18 protein-coding genes and 1 riboswitch are annotated in these 15,362 nt (G+C 42.1%); of the genes, 2 read left to right on the top strand and 16 right to left on the bottom strand.

Annotated elements, in window-relative coordinates; genetic code table 11:
* Positions 1-9: 9 nt before the first annotated feature.
* The 3 genes from GS400_RS17830 to GS400_RS17840 are packed head-to-tail and all read right to left on the bottom strand — an operon-like array spanning position 10 to position 5,362.
* Positions 10-3,102, bottom strand: a complete 3,093-nt coding sequence (locus GS400_RS17830) for an efflux RND transporter permease subunit (protein WP_160104070.1) — start codon at positions 3,100-3,102, stop codon at positions 10-12.
* On the bottom strand, positions 3,103-4,458 hold the full coding sequence (locus GS400_RS17835) for an efflux RND transporter periplasmic adaptor subunit (protein WP_160104072.1): 1,356 nt from the start codon (positions 4,456-4,458) through the stop codon (positions 3,103-3,105).
* Positions 4,459-4,480: 22 nt separating this feature from the next.
* Positions 4,481-5,362, bottom strand: a complete 882-nt coding sequence (locus tag GS400_RS17840; RefSeq protein ID WP_160104073.1) for a TetR/AcrR family transcriptional regulator — start codon at positions 5,360-5,362, stop codon at positions 4,481-4,483.
* Positions 5,363-5,746: 384 nt separating this feature from the next.
* On the opposite strand from GS400_RS17840, the gene GS400_RS17845 reads away from it, so the two are divergent.
* Positions 5,747-5,935, top strand: a complete 189-nt coding sequence (locus GS400_RS17845) for a hypothetical protein (protein ID WP_160104075.1) — start codon at positions 5,747-5,749, stop codon at positions 5,933-5,935.
* 39 nt (positions 5,936-5,974) lie between these two features.
* Here GS400_RS17845 and GS400_RS17850 read toward each other — a convergent pair whose 3' ends face one another.
* Both GS400_RS17850 and GS400_RS17855 read right to left on the bottom strand, forming a co-directional pair.
* The gene (locus GS400_RS17850; RefSeq protein WP_160104077.1) at positions 5,975-7,423 is read right to left on the bottom strand and encodes an Ig-like domain-containing domain; all 1,449 of its coding nucleotides are present in this window, start codon (positions 7,421-7,423) and stop codon (positions 5,975-5,977) included.
* Between the two features lie 28 nt (positions 7,424-7,451).
* A riboswitch (cyclic di-GMP riboswitch) is annotated at positions 7,452-7,535 on the bottom strand.
* Between the two features lie 88 nt (positions 7,536-7,623).
* On the bottom strand, positions 7,624-8,112 hold the full coding sequence (locus tag GS400_RS17855) for a competence protein ComK (protein ID WP_160104079.1): 489 nt from the start codon (positions 8,110-8,112) through the stop codon (positions 7,624-7,626).
* A 209-nt stretch (positions 8,113-8,321) separates the two neighbouring features.
* Here GS400_RS17855 and GS400_RS17860 point away from each other — a divergent pair, with 209 nt between their 5' ends.
* The gene (locus tag GS400_RS17860; RefSeq protein WP_160104081.1) at positions 8,322-8,522 is read left to right on the top strand and encodes a hypothetical protein; all 201 of its coding nucleotides are present in this window, start codon (positions 8,322-8,324) and stop codon (positions 8,520-8,522) included.
* 37 nt (positions 8,523-8,559) lie between these two features.
* Here GS400_RS17860 and GS400_RS20095 read toward each other — a convergent pair whose 3' ends face one another.
* The 11 genes from GS400_RS20095 to GS400_RS17910 all read right to left on the bottom strand — a co-directional run bounded on the left by GS400_RS20095 (position 8,560) and on the right by GS400_RS17910 (position 15,328).
* A complete protein-coding gene (locus GS400_RS20095) occupies positions 8,560-8,862 on the bottom strand; it encodes a hypothetical protein (RefSeq protein WP_201450121.1) in 303 nt (100 codons plus the stop codon).
* Positions 8,863-9,205: 343 nt separating this feature from the next.
* Positions 9,206-9,412, bottom strand: a complete 207-nt coding sequence (locus tag GS400_RS17870) for a hypothetical protein (protein ID WP_160104083.1) — start codon at positions 9,410-9,412, stop codon at positions 9,206-9,208.
* A 93-nt stretch (positions 9,413-9,505) separates the two neighbouring features.
* Complete coding sequence (fabZ, locus tag GS400_RS17875) at positions 9,506-9,943, bottom strand: 3-hydroxyacyl-ACP dehydratase FabZ (RefSeq protein WP_160104084.1); 438 nt, start codon at positions 9,941-9,943, stop codon at positions 9,506-9,508.
* A gap of 10 nt (positions 9,944-9,953) precedes the next feature.
* Complete coding sequence (locus GS400_RS17880; protein WP_160104085.1) at positions 9,954-10,292, bottom strand: DNA-directed RNA polymerase subunit beta; 339 nt, start codon at positions 10,290-10,292, stop codon at positions 9,954-9,956.
* Positions 10,293-10,329: 37 nt separating this feature from the next.
* On the bottom strand, positions 10,330-11,157 hold the full coding sequence (locus tag GS400_RS17885) for a flagellar hook-basal body protein (RefSeq protein WP_160104087.1): 828 nt from the start codon (positions 11,155-11,157) through the stop codon (positions 10,330-10,332).
* A gap of 13 nt (positions 11,158-11,170) precedes the next feature.
* Complete coding sequence (locus GS400_RS17890) at positions 11,171-12,001, bottom strand: flagellar hook-basal body protein (RefSeq protein WP_160104089.1); 831 nt, start codon at positions 11,999-12,001, stop codon at positions 11,171-11,173.
* A gap of 18 nt (positions 12,002-12,019) precedes the next feature.
* Positions 12,020-13,021, bottom strand: coding sequence for a rod shape-determining protein (locus GS400_RS17895; protein WP_160104090.1), 1,002 nt, complete (start codon positions 13,019-13,021; stop codon positions 12,020-12,022).
* A 152-nt stretch (positions 13,022-13,173) separates the two neighbouring features.
* Complete coding sequence (gene spoIIID / locus GS400_RS17900) at positions 13,174-13,458, bottom strand: sporulation transcriptional regulator SpoIIID (protein ID WP_160104092.1); 285 nt, start codon at positions 13,456-13,458, stop codon at positions 13,174-13,176.
* Between the two features lie 424 nt (positions 13,459-13,882).
* A complete protein-coding gene (locus GS400_RS20360) occupies positions 13,883-14,014 on the bottom strand; it encodes a hypothetical protein (protein WP_255454149.1) in 132 nt (43 codons plus the stop codon).
* A gap of 46 nt (positions 14,015-14,060) precedes the next feature.
* Complete coding sequence (locus tag GS400_RS17905; RefSeq protein ID WP_160104094.1) at positions 14,061-14,306, bottom strand: hypothetical protein; 246 nt, start codon at positions 14,304-14,306, stop codon at positions 14,061-14,063.
* A complete protein-coding gene (locus tag GS400_RS17910; protein ID WP_160104095.1) occupies positions 14,303-15,328 on the bottom strand; it encodes an AimR family lysis-lysogeny pheromone receptor in 1,026 nt (341 codons plus the stop codon). Before GS400_RS17910 ends, GS400_RS17905 begins: the two co-directional genes overlap by 4 nt.
* Between the last annotated feature and the right edge of the window lie 34 nt (positions 15,329-15,362).

Genomic DNA, 15,362 nt, shown 5'->3' on the forward strand with positions numbered 1-15,362 from the left:
TCTCTTCAATTATTCTGTCACGCTCTCTTCTTTCTTTTTCGATCTCTTCTGAAAGAATCCTACAACTTTTCCTGATAGGTCATCTAGGTATGTGTACACTACTGGGATTAGGAGTAGTGTGAAGAAGCTCGATACCGTCAGACCGAAGATGATCGTTACGGCCATTGGTTGTTGTGCTTCGGCTCCTTGGCCTAGTCCTAGAGCCAGTGGGATCATACCGAGTACGGTTGTGAGTGTTGTCATCAGGATTGGGCGCATACGGCTTGGTCCTGCTTCTAAAATGGCTTCGAAGCGATCGACGCCTCGTCTGCGGACGATGTTGATGTAGTCCACGAGTACGATTGCGTTGTTTACTACGATTCCGGCGAGCATGATGACTCCGATGACGGCTGGGATACTGAGCGGTAATCCTGTTATAAATAATCCACCGAGTACACCGACCACGGTTGCTGGCATAGAGAACATGATCACAAATGGATATAGGAAGTTCTCGAATTGGATCGCCATAACGGCATATACAAGGAATATAGAGAACACGAGTGCAAGAGCTAAATCACCGAAGGATTCAGCCATGTCTTCTGCCTGGCCTCCGATTTTGTAGGAGTAACCTTCAGGGAAGTTCATCGTACTTAGCTCTTCGCGAATGTCCGCTGTTATGCTTCCTAGGTCTCGATCGACAATGTCACTTGTTACGTTAACCTGACGTTGCTGGTTTTCACGTAAAAGTGTTACTGGTCCCTGCACTTGTTTTAGTTCGGCTACTGTCGCAAGTGGGATCATCGTGCCTTCCTGCGTTTGGATTTTTAGTGTTTCTAAGTCACTGATTGTTTGGCGCTCTTCTTCCGGTAGCATTAAGCGAACATCGATTTCGTCGCCACTTTCACGGAAACGTGTTGTGACCTGACCGCTAAAGCCCATTTGCACCTGAGTCATGACTTGCTGGTAGGTTAAGCCGTATTGAGCTGCTTTCTTTCGGTCAACCTCCACTTGGATTTCTGGTCGTCCTTCTGATGCGGATGATTCTGGATTGTGCACCCCTTCCACATTAGAGATAACCCAGGTCACTTGTTGTGCGAGTTCTTTTAAAACGTCGTAGTCATCACCATTAATCTGGATGGACACTGGTGATCCACCTCCAATACCGGCAGCCATCTCACTTACGGTAATCTCTGCTCCTACGATATTTTTCAAATCTGAATCGATCGCCTGCATCACTTCAGCTGTTGTACGTTCGCGATCATCAGGTGGGATGAGCTGAATCGTGTAGGTAGCCTCGTTGGACGTAGAAGAGAAACCTTCAAAACCCCCGCCACCAATGCTCAGATAATTTGATTCTATAATTTCTTCATATGGTTGTATCTTTTCATCGATTTGGTTCGTGATGTCTTCTGTGCCTTGTAGCGATGTACCGCTAGGCGCTTCGACTGTGATTTCGATTTGTCCTTGGTCAGATTGCGGGATAAATTCCGTTCCGAGTAGTGGCGTGATCGCTAAACTTGCTACAACAGCCAAAAGTGTTCCGAATACAGTTGTTTTACGATGGTTCAGCACCCATCGTAGCGTTGAGCGATATCCGCCATTCACGCGATCCATGAATCGATCAAACCAGTAACGACGGCCGTTGTCTTGCATGGCTTTTGTTAATAGTTTAGAAGATAGCATCGGGATGAGCGTGATGGACACGATCAGGGATGCGACTAAGGCAAACGATACAGTTAACGCGAGCGGCGTGAACAGTTCGGATGCGATTCCTTCTACGAAAACAATCGGTAAAAAGACGACGAGTGTTGTAGTCGTTGATGCGATAACGGCTGGCGCTAATTCGGATGCACCCTCTTTTGCCGCTTCTTTTAATGTGTATCCATGCTGTCTATATGAAACGATATTTTCTAAAATTACGATGGAGCTGTCCACCATCATACCGATTCCTAAAGCTAATCCACCCATGGTTAGTACGTTTAAGGTGTTGCCTGTAAAGTACATCAGCGTGAACGTTGAGATGATCGCAATTGGAATAGAGATCCCGATAACGATCGTTGCTCGGATACTTTTCAGGAATAGAAGTAATACAAGAACAGAGAAAATGCCTCCGAGAATGATATTTTGTACCACGGAATCAATGGATTGCTTGATGAACGTGGAGGTATCAAACACGATGTCGAGATTGACGTCATCAGGTAGATCCTCTTTCATATCCTCCATTGCCGCATACATATTATCTGCTACTTCTACTGTGTTTCCATCTGTCTTTTTCAACACAGACAGAACAACGGATGATTCTCCATTTACGGTTGTTATGGATGTTACGTCTTTGAAAGTGTCTTCGATATTTGCGACATCTTGGAGTTCGAGTTGTGCTCCCGTAGGTGTCGTGATGATTGTGTCACGTATGTCTTCAACGGATTCAAACTCACCTTCAATTCGAACTTGTAGATCCTGGTCGCCTTTTTCAATCACGCCGGCTGATGTCGATTGGTTGGCGGCGTTGATGGCCTGAACGAGTGTTTGGGATGTTAGACCGAACTTGGCGAGTTGGGATCGTTTCAGTTCTACTTGCACCTCGCGTGTTTGACCACCTTCAATGCTTACAGAGCCGACTCCACCTTGTCGTTCAAAGTATGGGACGAGGCGATCCTCTGCTAGTGTTTGAAGTTTTGCTTTATCCTTACCTGTGAGTCCTAACCACATAACTGGGATCTGCTGTGGGTCAAAACGAAGTACGCTCGGTTCATTCGCTCCTTCTGGCAGCATACCTTTTACCTGGTCGACTTTTTCACGGACGTCTAGGAGTGCGTTATCAAGATCAACACCGTTATTGAACATCATAATAACCATGGATGTTCCTGGCTGGGATTGCGATTGTACGGTATCCATTCCTTCAATCGAGCTAACCGCTGATTCGATCGGTCGGCTGACAAGTTTTTCTACTTCCTGTGGTGCTGCGTCTTCATAGCTTGTTGAAACGACCGCAATTGGGAGATCAATCTCTGGATAGAGGTCGATTGTAAGGTCTCGTAGGGATACGAAACCAAGTGCCAAAATCGCGACAACGATCATGAACACCCCAACTGGTCGTTTGACGGAGGTATCGACGAGTTTCACTTATTCGTCCTCCTTCATAATGCTGACTTTGTTACCATCTGCAAGGGTTAGCTGTCCTTTGATCACGACCTGGTCGCCTTCAGAAAGCTCTCCTTTCACGGCAGTAATATCGGATTGCGTACGTTTAATTGTGACAGGGGTTTTCTTCGCACGTTCTTCTTCAATGATATAGACAAAAGCTTCATCATTTTCTTCAACGACTGCTGATGTCGGGACTAGGATGCTGTTTTCCACTGTGATTTCTGGCAGTTGAAGCGTGACCATCATACCTGGTTTGATCTGGCTGTTTGAGTTCGCTATGATCGCTTCGATTGGATATAGACCACTATCGTTTGTAACAGGTGAAATGTATGATACGTTTGCTTGTTCGTCTAGTTCGATCGGGTTGATGTACGCTGGGATGTCTTTATCTTTTTCAAAAAGCGGAAGTTCTTCTGCTGCAACGGTTGCTTCCACCTTGATTGGATTCAGATTTACAACTGTTGCGATAGGCTGTTGATTAGAGACCATATCGCCCACTTCAGCGTTCACTTGTACGACTTCGCCAGTTGCTGTAGCTGTGATCGATGTGTCCGCTGCCTGATTACGTGCTTGGCGTAACTGAACTTGGGCTTGTTCAACTTGTAGCTGAGCTTGCTCCACGCTAATTTGTGCATTGTCTAATTGTTGCTGAGCTTGAGTTACACCAATTTTCGCTTGTTGCAAGGAAGATTGGCCTGATGAGTTGCCTGTTTGCAGACTTTTTCGGGCTTGTTCTAATTGATTTCCAGCTTGTTGAGCTTGCACTTGTGCTTGCTCGTATTTTTGTAAGGAAACGGCGCCTTCTTCGTATAGTTGTTTCATGCGCTGTTCATTACGTTGGGCGTCTTGGAACTGGATGAGAGCATTTTCTACACTTACGGATGAACTCGTATCATTGCTGTCGTTTTGGATTTCGGCTTGTTTGAGGCGCTCTTGTGCATCCTGAAGGCCTTGTTGTGCTTGATCTTTTTGATTTTGTGCAGATTTTAATTGAGAACGTGCCTGACGTAGAGCGATCTCTTGAAGCTCCACATTATCTTGGGCGTTACCTGCATCTACACGGCCGATGATTTGGCCTTTTTCTACTGTATCGCCACGCGCTACGTTAAGTTCAACCAGTTCGCCATTGGCTTTCGGCACAATGCCGATGTTGGTGTCTGGCATTGCGCGGCCGATGACTTCTTTTTCTACTTGAAGATCACCTTTAGAGACGAGTGCCGTTTCTACAGGTGTAATTCTCTCTTCTTTTTCTTCGCCTGATTGGGTTTCTTGTGAGCATGCGCTGATGATGAGCATCGCCAGTAGCATGAGACCCATGATGAGATTTTTCTTCACTTTCTGTACTCCCCTTCTATGCTTAAATGAGCTTTATGCCGAGTTTTTCAGCTATGTTCTCGCAATAACGCTGTAATTCTGGGGTGTTTTTAAAATGGGCAAGCATCCCCTGAAAAACAATCGGTTGTGGATTCTCTTTTTCTAACTCTTCATGTAATACGCCTAACACGTTTTCAAGTTCATTTTGTTTTTCTTTTGTTAGATCTAAGTTTTGTAATTGAGTTCGAATATGAATCAATTGATCCCTGACTTCTTGCTGAGTGTCTTTACGTTCGTCAGTCGGAAAATGTTCCAAAACTTTTTCAAGTGGAATTTGCGGTTCTTCGTTTTCGCTTAGAATTCCCTGAATAACATCATCCATTCGACGCACGAGAAAGTTGGATAGCGAAACATGATCCAAGTCTACCTCATCGATAATCATCCATTTGAAGTAGCTATGGAGCATACCTTCTAGGAGGATGGATGCGTCAACGATGTGAGGCTTGAGTTCATCCCCATAGATTTCGAGAAGGTTTTCACTCGTCCAGCGAAAGCTTTGTTTCCGCATATCTTGGATGAATTGCTTACTATCTGGCGTGAGATTGACGTTGTCGCGCATGTGCATGATGATGAAGTCTTTGTTTTTCATAAAATCTTCAAGGAGGACTTGTAGCTGTTGAGCGAGCGATTCTTTTGGCGTCAGGTCCTCTCGCTGTTTGACCGTCCACACTTTTTCCATCGTGCCTTTGTAATAGTAGTCATGGATGTTCAGCGTTAGATCCTCTTTTGATTGAAAGTGTAGATAAAACGCACCTTTAGATACGCCGCTTTTATCGGCGATTTCTTGAATCGAGGTAGCATGGAAGCCTTTTTGGGCGAAAAGCTTCATTCCTGTCTCGAGTAGCTTTTTCTTTTTTTCGTTCATATGTAGCTTCCTTTCTGGTGAAGGATTAGTTGTTTGGTTCATGATTTTTTTGGTGAGTGATTGTTTAGGTTGTGATAGGTAGTTGGACTTGATTCAAATGTTATGGTGTTGACCGTTCAGGTTATGTTATGACCAGTCAGTCACTACTATACTATTTCTTGTCAGGTTTGGCAATGTGTGTGGGTGGGGAGGGTTGTTAAGGTTTTGTGAATGTTGTGGTGCTGGTGGTTTGGCGGCGCGGTCGGATTCGGGCGATTTTAGGCTGGATGCAGGCGGTCTTCTTGGGGATTCAGGCGGATATGGAGTGGGTTCGGGCGGTCATCAATTGTTTTCAGGCTATTTTATGGAAATGCAGGCGCTTTTGCATTATATTCAGGCGATCTCATGACTAAGTATGGATTCGTAGCTGCTAGGCATGATTCAGGCAATTTGACGCTGGATGCAGGCGATCTTTTGGATTATTCAGGCGCATGGAAAGTGGGTTCGGGCGGTAATCAGTTCGATTCAGGCTATCTTACGGAAATGCAGGCGCTTTTGCACTATATTCAGGCGATCTCCTCCCTAACCAAGTAAAAACCCGTTGCCTCGGCAACGGGTTTCCATATTTACAAATTAATCAATTGTAAAGTCCATTTGAACAGCGTTCTTCAGAGAAAGACCGCTTTCGTCTTGGACGTCTTTTGCAATGAATAGTGTGTAGGTTTTGCCTGATTCGTAACTTTTCTCAGGTGTGATGGATACAGATGTGTTTTCTGCATCGTATTCAGCCGTAACAGGGATTACGTTCATATCCTGGTCGAATACAAGGAAGTTCATGGAGTCTACAGCTTCTTCGGAAAGTTCTTTGTTGAAGTTAACGCTCCAAACTTTATCTTGCTCTACTTGTTCGCGTTCTTCGAGCTCCTCTTTATCTTCCTCTTGGTCTACCTTTTCTTTCATTTCTTTTTGCCATTCTGCAAGACGCTCTTTAGACTCTTCTACCTCACTGCGTAGCTCGTCGATACGTTCTTGTACTTCAGCAACGGCATCAAGTTCTAGGTCTTTCCCAGCTTTTTGCTCAGCCCACTGATCTAGTTTGTCAAAGTAACGGTCCATTGCGTTCAGTTTATGTAACTGAGCATCGAGTTTACCTGAGAAACTATGAGCACGTTCGTCGTAGCCTTCTAGTTCTTCCTCTTCTTCTTTCTCTTCATCTTCGTCTACGACATCTTCTTCATCTTCGGAGTCAGATTCTTCTTCGTCTTCATCGGATTCTTCATCAGAATCAGATTCCTCTCCATCTTCTGTGGAGTCTTCTTCAGAGTCTGTTTCCTCTCCATCTTCTGTGGAGTCCTCTTCAGAGTCTGTTTCTTCTCTGTCTTCTGTGGAGTCTTCTTCAGAGTCTGTTTCTTCTCCATCTTCTGTGGAATCTTCTTCAGTATCTGCTTCCTCTCCGTCTTCTGTGGAGTCTTCTTCAGTATCTGTTTCCTCTCCATCTTCTGTGGAGTCTTCTTCAGTATCTGTTTCTTCTCCGTCTTCTGTGGAGTCTTCTTCAGTATCTGTTTCCTCTCCATCTTCTGTGGAGTCTTCTTCAGTATCTGTTTCTTCTCCATCTTCTGTGGAACCTTCATCAGTACCATCTTGAGTGTTTTCATCTGATTCTTCTTCGGAATCCTCTTCGTCATCTAATTCTTTTTCGAAGTATTCTTCCATTACGTCGTTTATTTTTTCAATATGTTCTTCGATTTTATCTAATCGTTTGTTTAATAGGTCAAAGCGTTTTTCGACAGCTTTTGCATGTTTTTCTTCAAGTTTTTCACGAATTTCTTTTTTCTTTTCTTCTAATTTTTCTCGTATTTCTTCTAATTTCTCTTGAGCTCGTTCCTTATCTTTTTCCCAGCGGTCGTCATTGCTCTTCATTTTATCAGCCCACTGCTTGAGCTCCTTTTCTTTTTGCTCCCACTTTTGCTTCCCATCATGATCCTTGAGGTCGTCAGAGTCTGCTAGAGTGACAGTTGGTGCGGATAATACAATTAAAGATGATGCCAATACGGAAAAAATTTTGTTCGAGTGCTTTTTCATTACCGTTCCTCCCTTAAATTATTGTGGCAATGGCAGCTGGCTAGCATAGGTTGTCCCCTTAGCCCCTATAGCTTTGTGACAGCAGATTTCTCTACATGTACCAATACCATTTTAACATTGAGGATTTGGTATGAGTAGTAATTATGTGCAAAATACACCAATTGTTCTAATAGTGTGACAATTTTTGGTATAATCCGATTTTAATCTGTCCGTCTTCCACAAATTTCGTTTTTATAAAATGTCGCAATGGCTAGGCCTGTTAACTGCATTTGTCGGCGGACTGAGAATCCTGAGGTTGGAATGTGAAGCTCTGAATCATCGCTGAAGTACACGGTGCTGCCTTTGGTTCCTTTTACTTCGTGAAATTGTTTTACATGAAAGAATGAAATCCATTCGCAGTAGACGCTTCGTGGGGATCTTGTTGGAAATAAAAATATGCCTTCGTTCGGCTTTACTGGAATTGGGAGCTTTGTTTTCGTATGTAACATCTTTTCCATAGCAAGTCGCCTGCCTCGGAGTGTTGAACCCCCTAATAAACATGATTGGTTCACGATTTCTTTTGGAGTTTGTCTACATAAAATAACCTGATTGTCCTCCAAAATTTTTGTTGGATACATTGGATCTGGATTAATCAAAATCGCTTTTGTTCTTTCATTCACCACATAACTTTTCTTCAATACCTCTACCACCCATATTCCTCCCAATTTACTAAAATTTTCTATGTAGTGATGCGATTTTACTAGATTTTATTTAAAAAATTTGTCGTAATTTGTCAGTGAGAAAAATTTTTTATTCTTAATCCGACCATCTTACCATTTGGAAATATATTGGAATTACATATGTAATCATTTTTTCAATTTTGGTATAATTAGGATATGGATTGAGGGGGAGGGATAATGTGAATATCCCAAGCAATCAGAAGGGGATTGGCCAGAATCAACTTGATCAGAATACGCATTTATCCTCAATAGATAAAGCTATTCGTAAAGAAAAAGTTAATGGAGATGGACTTATACATATGATTAATGACTCACCATCTAATGCAGTAAGAGAACAAGGACACCCTACTTTAGGGAATGTGGTTGATCGAAAGGCCTAAAAAAACAACGCCAGTACTGGCGTTGTTTTTTGTTTTATTATTTTTCTTCTTCTTCTGTCATAGTATCTTCATTTCCTTGTTTCTCTTCAGTTGTTCCGTCGCCTTCGCCGTTCATTTCATTTTCTTTGTTCTTATCTTCACCATTCATTTCACCGTCACCATTGTTCATATCGCCGTTTTCACCATTCTCGCCGTTACCCATGTCACCATTTTCGCCACCGTTTTGCTCTTCTTGTTGATCTTCTTCTGGTGGTGGGTTCTGCTCATCTGTACCACAAGCTGCGATTAGAGATAGTGCTAATGCTGATGTACCTAACTTTGCAATAAAAATTTTTTTCATAATGAAATCCTCCTTGTTGTCTGTACCTTTATGTTTCACTTTTCTATTTGGCATTAGGGGAGCATCTTATATGGAATTTTTTCCTCTAAGATGGCTGTGGAAGTGTTATTCCACATGGTCAAGCTTTTAAACAAGTTAACATGAATTCAGGACTTTAGATGTACAACCTCCCCCTTATTCTAGGAAGCCGTTTATAGTACGTGCCAATAGAAGAGCTTTTCTCTAGAATTTGCTTATGTAGAGGAATTATTCATGGTTTTGGGAAAGTTTTAAAACAAAAAAGGTAGTGGGATAATTAAGTGAGGCTATAATCTTGAAAAAGGCTAACTAAATTTCATTAGATCTAGGAGTGGTGCATACTGTCCTGCGTTGGTTTCTGGTCGGGCGCGGGATTCTCCTCCTTGAGCGTGCGATTCTCTTTCTCGGGCGTGCGATTCTCCTCCTTGAGCGTGCGATTCTCTTCTTCAGGCGTGAGATTCTCCTCTTCGAGCGTGGGATTCTCCTCCTTGAGCGTGCGATTCTCTCTCAAGAGCGTGGGATTCTCTCTCAAGAGCGTGGGATTCTCCTTTTCATATCAACTAGACAATCTCTTATAACAAAACAAAAAAAGCCTGTCCATCCACGACAGGCTTTCCAAATCAATTTATTCTTCTTCTTTTTCCCCTAGAGCGAACATGATTTCCGCTTCGCATACAAGTTCGCCATCTACTGTGGCTTTGGCTTTTCCTTTTCCGATGCTTGCTTTTGCTCGGATGATCTCCACTTCTAAAGTAAGAGTGTCACCTGGTACGACTTGGCGTTTGAAACGGCATTTGTCGATGCCTGTGAAGAACGCTAAGCGACCTCGGTTTTCTTCTTTCTTTAGCATGGCTACTGCTCCTACTTGAGCTAGTGCTTCTACTACAAGAACGCCTGGCATAACGGCGTAGCTTGGGAAGTGGCCTTGGAAAAATGGTTCGTTGATTGTTACGTTTTTCTTACCTACTGCGCGTTGGCCTTCTTCTAATTCAGTTACTTGATCCACTAAAAGAAACGGATATCGGTGTGGGATAATCTCTTGAATGTCTTGGATATCTAGCATGATGATCCTCCTATTCGGTTTTGGTTACGATATCAATGATATGTTGCCACGTGTCAATTTTCAAGGCGTCAGTTGGATTTCCGTCTCCAATAATACCATAACCAATCATTAAACCAGCCAATAAAGCAACAGCACAGATTACAAGAACAATTATGATGCGTAGCCAAATTGGTAAGATACGACGGCGATACTTCTTTGGATTCTCGTCGTTTTGCTTTTCTTTTTGTTGCTTGGCTTCTTCTTTTTGTTTTTTCTTTTGTTCTTTTTCTTGCTGGCGCTCTTTCTTTTGGTTTTCTTTATTTAGTTCGCGTCGTTCACTACGACTGATTGGCTCTTTATTATCAGGCATTGTACAGACTCCTTATCGTTCATTTCATCTATGTGGATTAACGTAATTGATTGATTAGGCCCATCATTTGGTCACCCATGGCGATCGAGCGACTGTTAAATTGATAAGCACGTTGTGTCGAAAGCATGTCTGTTACTTGTTTTCCCATATCCACATTGGACGATTCTAATGCACCTTGTTGCAAGCGTACATCATTGACTCCAACCGCTTCAATGATTTCTTGCTGATTGTATCCTAATTCCTCTAAATCCGGTAAACGGAAAAGGTTTTGACCTGCTGCTTCTAGTAATCGAGGACGTGAAGCGTTGACTATATTTAGTCTTGCCTCAACTGCCGTTTCTCCATTACGTTCTACAGCAATTTCTCCATTTTCTCGGATTGTAAAGGACTGAAAATTATTTTGTAAGGTTATCGGTCCATCTTCACCTAGGACTGGGTTACCATTTGATGTAACAAGCATCACTTCATTTTCGTTTATGGGTTGAAACGAGAAAGAGCCATCTCTAGTGTACATGGTAGTTGCTTGTCCATTTTCAGTGCGCTGAACCTGGAACATGTGATTTTCATTCATCATCGCAACATCAAGAGGGCGACCCGTTTGCTTGATAGATCCTTGTTTCATATCAAGATCGGTACTGGCTAAATAAGCACCAGATCCAATTCGGATACCATCTGGTGTGGTGCGATTAGCATTTTCTCCCTCTTCATCCAGGTTATCCATTTGTTGAATCAGGAGGGATGAAAAATCTGCTTGGCGGCTTTTATAGCCGGGTGTATTCATATTGGATAAATTGTTTCCGATTAAGTCCAGTTTATTTTGCAGCTGGCCCATCGTTACGGCCGCTTGCATAGAAGAACGTAACATTTAGGAACCCTCCCTATCGTACTCGACCAATTTCGTTTACAGCCTTGTCCATGCTTTGGTCATAGGCTTTTAATACTTTTTGATTCGTCTCAAATAAACGATACGAACTCATCATTTCAGTCATCGTGCGAGCAGGATCCACATTTGATCCCTCGAGGGCATTTTGTTTTACTCCGAATGTTACGCCTTCAGCTGTTCGAGCGTTAACAGGGGCTTGTCCTTCCCCTTCATCATTATATCGGAATAAATCATTTCCCTCTTTGACAAGCTGATAAACATCATTTGTATAAGAAATTCCAAGTTGTGTTCCGCCATACTCAGTTTGAAGAACGCCTTCAGGTGATACAGTAAATTCTTGTCCTCCCGTTTGAACGGGGTTGCCTTGTTGATCTAAGACATAAGCGCCGCTTTGTGAAACAAGAAAACCTTGTCCATCTACTGTGAAGTTTCCACTACGTGTGTAGCGAGGGTCTCCATCCTGACCTCTTACTGTGAAGAACACAGACCCATTTTCATCTGGGAAATTCCCGTTCATTAAGGCCATGTCCGTCGAAACACCTGTATTTCGAATATCACCTTGTGTGAAGTCGGGAGTTGTCTCTTGTAAGTACGTACCGGTACTCAAAGGGCCTACTTCGCTTCGCACAGGTAGATTGATATTTTTTGATGTTGGTAGTGATTTGCTTCCCATACGTTCGATCAGCATCTCTGGAAAAGAACGTACAGAACCCTGATCTGCTTTGTAACCAGGTGTGGTAACGTTCGATAGGTTATTGGATAGGGTTTCTTGACGCCTTTGCTGTGTGAGCATTCCTGATGCTGCTGTATAAAATCCTCTTAGCAACGTACTTCCCCCCTGTTATTAGACAATGCTATCTTTTGGTAGCTTATCAATGTTTTCGAGCATAATGCCTGTCCCTTTTGCAACACAGTTCATTGGTTCTTCTGCAACTAATACAGGAACCTTAAGCTCTTCTGATAACAGTTGATCCAGACCATGTAGCATTGCACCGCCGCCTGTTAAGATAACACCACGGTCGATGATGTCAGCTGATAATTCAGGTGGTGTACGTTCAAGCACCTGCTTAGAGTTTTGAACAATTAAAGAAACGGATTCTTGTAGAGCTTTTTCTATTTCTTCAGAGTAAACTGTGATCGTACGAGGTAAGCCAGATACCATGTCACGACCTCGAATATCAATTTGCTCATGGCGTGAACCTTTAAATACAGTCGCTACGTTTACCTTAATATCTTCAGCCGTACGCTCTCCGATCAGAAGTTTGTACTCTTTCTTGATGTACTGAAGAATTTCATTATCAAATTTATCTCCGGCCATCTTAATCGATGAGGCGGTGACAATATCGCCCATGGAAAGAACCGCAATATCCGTGGTACCACCGCCGATATCAATTACCATGTTACCGCTTGGTTGGAAAATATCCATACCTGCTCCAATAGCAGCTACTTTCGGTTCCTCTTCTAAGTAAACTTTCTTTCCGCCGCTTTTCTCAGCCGCTTCTTTGATCGCTTTTTGCTCAACTTTCGTAATGTTCGTTGGGCAGCAGATCAGCATACGGGGCTTGGATAAAAAGCCTCGTACATTTATTTTATTAATAAAGTGCTTAAGCATTGCTTCTGTTACATCAAAATCTGCAATAACGCCATCTTTTAGTGGACGAATCGCTTCAATATTCCCTGGTGTACGTCCAACCATACGACGGGCTTCATCACCGACCTCCAGAACTTTACCTGAATTACGATCCATAGCCACTACAGATGGCTCATTCAAGACAATACCTTTTCCTTTAACGTGTATTAATACATTCGCTGTACCTAGGTCAATCCCGATATCCCTTGCAAACATGTGACGTTGATCCTCCCTGCTTAAATACTATTCCTTCCGAAAACATGATTCTTCTAATTCTTTATTTTATCACACATTTCAGCAAAATTTGTCATTAGAAGAGAAAAAAGTTCCTGTTTCAAAAGAATTAGGTATTTGGGAGGATCGCAAGGTTATCCAGCAGTATTGGCGGGCTCTTCTGCAGGTGATTTATCTTTGTTGTATTTGTTCTTCGTTGCTTCCCCGCCTCGTAGATGTCGAATCGCTTTATGATAGTCTAAAATCTCCTTCACTTCATTGGCTAACTCGGGATTAATGTCCGGCAACCGCTCTGTTAAATCCTTATGAACCGTGCTCTTTGAGACTCCAAATTCCTTCGCAATCACTCGAACGGTTTTTCTCGTCTCCACGATATATTTCCCGATCTTGATTGTTCGCTCTTTGATGTAATCGTGCACACCACTCGCCTCCTGATAGTTGGATGTCAAAGGTGTGAAATGAGACAAGGTTGAATATAGATATATGTAATGCCTGCCAGTTCTAAGATGGATGTTTTTCTAGGTACCTTGAGGTAATCCTTTCCCCTCTCACCTCAAACCTTCCCTAATTGAAGGATTCCAAAGGTATGGTTTTGTCCTCCCTTTTGAACCCTCCATTACGGGGTTTGTATCAGATTATGTGAGGGTTGAGCGGTTTATGATTAAAAAGTCGTGTGGGACAAGGGATACAGGCATTTGTTTTCAGAATTAATACAAAAATATAAAAAAGAGACCCTTCCAGGCAAGTTTGAAAAGCCTGAAAAAGTCCTTTTTCAATTTCCTTTTATAATTACTTTATGCATAGATCTCCGTTATTGAATCCATAAAAGTGATTTTAGAATGTTTATCCCATGCCACCTATGTCAGGATCTTGTGTAGTGTAAATAGGGTTCATATAATCTGAATTCAAGTTCAGATAAGTACCAATTCCAGCAAATACGATCATAATAAAACATTTGATTATGATATGCATCACATTGCTCTCCCCCTTTGTTATCTTCCTTAAGCCTGACCTTAATAAATTAAGGTAAAGGTGGTTCTACTGGATCATAATATAATGGTAGTGGTGGTTCTACTGGGTCAGAATTTGAAACTTTTGGTAATTGTGGTTTTCCTGGATCAGCATTCGAAACTGCAGGCAGTGGTGGTTCTGCTGGATCATGGAACTGAGGACCTTCAGCTGCTTGTACACTTATCACATTAAAACCTCCTACGAATAACCCCAGTGCCATTAACAACGTCATTCCCATTAACATTAACCTCTTCATCTAATTCCTCCCATGTTCATATGATTCAATGCTTGTAACGGAAGTCTTGCATAAAAGTAATGACTCTCTTCACTTACAAAACTGTTATAGGATTGGACTAATAACTGCTTGTCCATTTTCGCTAAACCAAGATAGTACTTTTGAAAAGGAGTGAGTGATTCAAAAGTGCTTAAAATCTCGATTGCCTTCTCTCGGTCTCCTCTTGCTACTGCTAAATGCGCCTGTTCTGCTAAACTCTCTGTTTCAACACCTTCAGTCAGACCATGATAGGCTGACACAAACGGTAGATTGTGGTGTTTTACAAGCTTTTCTATAGCAGGTAATTCAAATTTTTTCGCTAACTTCAACGCCTCATTCAAGTGATACATACTTTGGTCATAGCCATCAAATAAATAGGATAAAGCCAATATAATGTGTACCCGACTCATACGTGCGGGTGATATTTGTTTATGATTGATAATGGTAAACCCATATTTTCTTGCAATAATGAGCTCATTTTTCCGCCAATGATATCGAAACAGAATCTCTTTACTTCTCAATTGATAAAACTCCAACAAAAGAGAAGGCTGCATTTGGCTTAAATCCTCTGAGAGTTTCTCATTTAAATAGGCCCATACACTATAGCGGCGCATCTCATAATTACTGTAAATTTTCAAAATCGTATGTAGACATCTTTGTTCTTCCGTTAAAATAGGTATTTTTTTTAATTCAACAAGTACATCTGAATGTGAAATCTTATGTTGCAAACTTTTATAGTGAAGCTCGTATAATTTGGCCCACACCCGATCTTCTTCAAAATGAGATTGCTTGTTGATATTCAAAAGGGTTTTGAATTCTTGATAGTATCCATTCATTAGCATGAGTTCTAGTCCATGGTGTCTGGCTTCTGGTGTAGTTGATTCCATACAGTAGTCTTTCAATAGAGTCATGGCAGTTTTCTCATCATACATCTTCACTAAGATCTTTTTAATAGCATACAGTGACATATTGCTTTTCCTAAAATCTTTTAAAACTGCACTCATCTCGCCCCACCCTGTCTTTTAAAAGAAGTCATGT

This window comes from Pontibacillus sp. HMF3514, assembly GCF_009858175.1.
Taxonomy (GTDB): Bacteria; Bacillota; Bacilli; order Bacillales; family BH030062; genus Pontibacillus.

Bases quoted from the DNA above. Each gene is read 5' to 3' on its own strand.
- GS400_RS17840 (WP_160104073.1), bottom strand. From the start codon at position 5,362: ATGAACGAAAAAAAGAAAAAGCTACTCGAGACAGGAATGAAGCTTTTC.
- GS400_RS17845 (WP_160104075.1), top strand. From the start codon at position 5,747: ATGACTAAGTATGGATTCGTAGCTGCTAGGCATGATTCAGGCAATTTG.
- GS400_RS17850 (WP_160104077.1), bottom strand. From the start codon at position 7,423: ATGAAAAAGCACTCGAACAAAATTTTTTCCGTATTGGCATCATCTTTA.
- GS400_RS20095 (WP_201450121.1), bottom strand. From the start codon at position 8,862: ATGAAAAAAATTTTTATTGCAAAGTTAGGTACATCAGCATTAGCACTA.
- fabZ (WP_160104084.1), bottom strand. From the start codon at position 9,943: ATGCTAGATATCCAAGACATTCAAGAGATTATCCCACACCGATATCCG.
- GS400_RS17880 (WP_160104085.1), bottom strand. From the start codon at position 10,292: ATGCCTGATAATAAAGAGCCAATCAGTCGTAGTGAACGACGCGAACTA.
- GS400_RS17885 (WP_160104087.1), bottom strand. From the start codon at position 11,157: ATGTTACGTTCTTCTATGCAAGCGGCCGTAACGATGGGCCAGCTGCAA.
- GS400_RS17895 (WP_160104090.1), bottom strand. From the start codon at position 13,021: ATGTTTGCAAGGGATATCGGGATTGACCTAGGTACAGCGAATGTATTA.
- GS400_RS17905 (WP_160104094.1), bottom strand. From the start codon at position 14,306: ATGAAGAGGTTAATGTTAATGGGAATGACGTTGTTAATGGCACTGGGG.
- GS400_RS17910 (WP_160104095.1), bottom strand. From the start codon at position 15,328: ATGAGTGCAGTTTTAAAAGATTTTAGGAAAAGCAATATGTCACTGTAT.